The sequence below is a fragment of the Neisseria sp. HMSC03D10 genome (assembly GCF_001807625.1).
GTDB lineage: Bacteria > Pseudomonadota > Gammaproteobacteria > Burkholderiales > Neisseriaceae > Neisseria > Neisseria mucosa.
The window spans coordinates 1-3,074 of record NZ_KV789515.1; the positions used below are offsets into that span (position 1 = coordinate 1).

Here is a 3,074-nt window from a genome sequence, read left to right on the forward strand (position 1 = left end):
GTCCTGCTACGAAGACTATGAACACGCTCTTATATCATAAGGTATGCCTACCATACTCAAGCCCATATTCTTATTCCGATTATTTTCTTGAAGTTCAGTTGAAATGAAAATAAACTTGCTGGGTCTGTCTGGATGTAGATAGCAGAAGATAATTCCGAATGCCAACTTTCACTATTTACATAAATGACAGCAGCTTATAATTTAACCCTTTCCCTATCAGTAAAGAAAATTCAGCTAAAGCAACAGACGGCACAAAGGAAAAATTGGGATGAAAATATTTTTCATGCCTTCCTCGGTTTCTCATCATATTTTTTAAAAAATTAATTTATCAAATATTTATTGTCAACAATTTTTGTAAATTTTTTTTTAAAAAATGATGATAAAACGCTAAATCAAAAGCTTAAATCCGTTTAGACAGTCGAATTTATCAATTACAGAACCATTCAATCATTTTTATACAATTTTTTTATAAGCAATCCGCCGCATGAAAAAACGCTCCAACCCCCTCCCCCTTTTAAACGGTATAAAGCCCAGCTATTTGGTGCTGCCGCATGAAAAAGAGTTCTACGGCCTGCCGCTTTTGCATTTTCTCTGCACACGCTTTCCTTTTGTCGGTGAAGAAAATTGGCGCAGGCGGCTGAACAGCGGCTTTGTGGTAGGTGCGGACGGGACGCCGTTTAACGAGCATACGGTGTTTGAAGCGGGCGAGACGATGTTTTATTACCGTGAAACCAGCAGGGACAGCGAACCGCGGATTCCGTTTGAAGAGAAGATTCTGTTTGTCGATGAACATCTTATCGTGGTTGATAAACCGCATTTTCTGCCCGTCATCCCCAGCGGGCGTTTTTTGCGTGAAACGCTGCTGACCCGGCTGCGCCTGCGGCCGCAATTGCAGCATTTGAATGTAGCGGACATTACACCGATTCACCGCTTGGATAAGGATACGGCAGGGGTCATGCTGCTATCGCACAATCCTGCCACGCGCCGCGATTATCAAACCATGTTCCAAAATAAAACCGTCTGTAAAACTTATCAGGCAATCGCGCCTACGCGGACGGATTTGGCTTATCCGCTGAATGTTTCTTCACGCATGGTGCGCGGAGAAAAATTTTTTACGACACTTGAAGTAGAAGGTGAGCCGAACGCGCATACGACGATCGAGCTTATCGAAAACCGCGGCGCGTTCAGCCTCTACCGCCTTACGCCGCATACGGGAAAAAAACACCAACTGCGCGTGCATATGATGAGCCTGGGCATGCCGCTGATGAACGATGCACTTTATCCCGTTCCGTCTGCGGCGGGTGATGAGGATTATGGGAAACCTTTGAAACTTTTGGCAAAAAGAATTGAGTTTACCGATCCTATCAGCGGACAGGCACGGATATTTGAAAGCGGTTTTGAGTTTTAGCGGTAGAGTTGTATTTGATAAAGGTCGTCTGAAAACTGGTTTTCAAACGACCTTTATTATTGGAATTCCTGCGGAAAATGACGGTACGAGTCCATTTTCATCTGCTACAAAAGCGGACTGACTAAGCGGACGGTATTTTCAATCAGCCCGCGGAATTTGGAGCGTTGCTGCCATGCTTTGACGGTGATGTAGCTGCTGTTTTTGAGGTAGTCGCGTTGGAGGTTGCAGATTTGTTTGGTGATGTCGCGGTCGTAGATGGCGAGGCTGATTTCGAGGTTGAGGAAGAAGCTGCGCATGTCCATGTTGACCGTGCCGAAGAGGGCGTAATCTTCGTCTATGGTCATGGTTTTGGCGTGTAGCAGTCCGCCTTCGAACATGGCGATTTTGACGCCTGCGTCGAGCAACATGGGGTAGTAGGCGCGGGAGGCGTAGCGCACCATGAGGGAATCGACTTTGGCGGGCAGGATCAGGGTAACTTTGACGCCGCGTTTGGCGGCGATGGTCAATGCCATCAGGAGGGGTTCGTCGGGGACGAAATAGGGAGTGGTGATGGTGATTTGTTTGGTGGCGGCGTAAATCGCGCTGATGATGGTTTCGTAAATGACGTGGCTGCCTTGTTCGGGCGCGGAGGGGATGACTTGGGCGACGATGTCGCCCTGCTGCATTTTTTCGGGAAGGATTTCGGGAATGCGCTCTTGCGCCTGCGTCAGATATTGCTGCACGCTTTCGAGGTTTTCGTCGGTTTCGACGGCAAGGTCGGCAAAGAAGACGGCGGAGAGTTCGAGTACCAGTGGGCCGGTGCAGCGCATCATGACGTCCACCCATTCGCCGACGCCGGAATCTTTTTTGAAGAAGCGGGGATCAACGAGGTTGAAGCTGCCGGTGTAGCCGATTTTGCTGTCGATGACGAGGATTTTGCGGTGGTTGCGCAGGTCGGTGCGGGTGAAGAAGGTGCGCCAGACGCCGACGGGTAAGGAGGCGTGGACCTCTACGCCGGCTTCGCGCAGGGTTTCTACCCAGCCGCTGTCGAAAAAGCGGCTGCTGCCGACTGCGTCGGCTAGGATGGCGCAATCCAAACCTCTGTCGGCGGCGGCGAGGAGTTCGTTTAACAGTTCTTCTATCCTGCCTTCGGGTTCGATGATGTAGAAGGCGAGCATGCAGGAATGGCGGGCGGCGCGGATGTCGGCAAGTATGGTGTCGATGATTTCATCGGTGGTGGACAGCAGCGTCATGGCGTTGTTGCGCGTCGCGCCAAGTCCCGTTCCGCTCGCAGCGACTTTGCTGATGCCGTGATAACGGGATTTGACTTTGTCGCCGATATCAAGGTAAAGGTTAGACAGGTAAGTTTCGACGAAACCTTGATAAAAACGGTTCATCTCGTCCGTACGCTTTGCCCGCGCCGTGCCGAGCCGCGGCTCGCCGATAAGCAGGTAGGCAATGGTGCCGAAGACAGGGAAAAGGAAGAGGATAATCAGCCAGGCAAACGTGGAGCCAATGTTTTTTTGTTTGTACAACACGCGCAAGACGCAGCCGAGCGCGGCGCAGGTGTGGGCGAAAATGAAGATTTCTGTCCAGGTGATGTCTTTTAGAAAAGTCATGTTCGATAGGCGGTAGAGGAATGGCGGGAGCGGATGTATAGTGGATTAACTAAATCAGGACAAGGCGA

Annotated in this window: 2 protein-coding genes; one reads left to right on the plus strand and one right to left on the minus strand. The window is 50.0% G+C overall.

Annotated elements, in window-relative coordinates; genetic code table 11:
- Positions 1–484: 484 nt before the first annotated feature.
- Complete coding sequence (locus HMPREF3066_RS03535) at positions 485–1,408, plus strand: RluA family pseudouridine synthase (RefSeq protein WP_060975073.1); 924 nt, start codon at positions 485–487, stop codon at positions 1,406–1,408.
- Positions 1,409–1,512: 104 nt separating this feature from the next.
- Here HMPREF3066_RS03535 and cls read toward each other — a convergent pair whose 3' ends face one another.
- Positions 1,513–3,006: a cardiolipin synthase gene (cls, locus tag HMPREF3066_RS03540; protein ID WP_060975074.1), complete on the minus strand. Its 1,494-nt coding sequence runs from the start codon at positions 3,004–3,006 to the stop codon at positions 1,513–1,515.
- Positions 3,007–3,074: the final 68 nt, after the last annotated feature.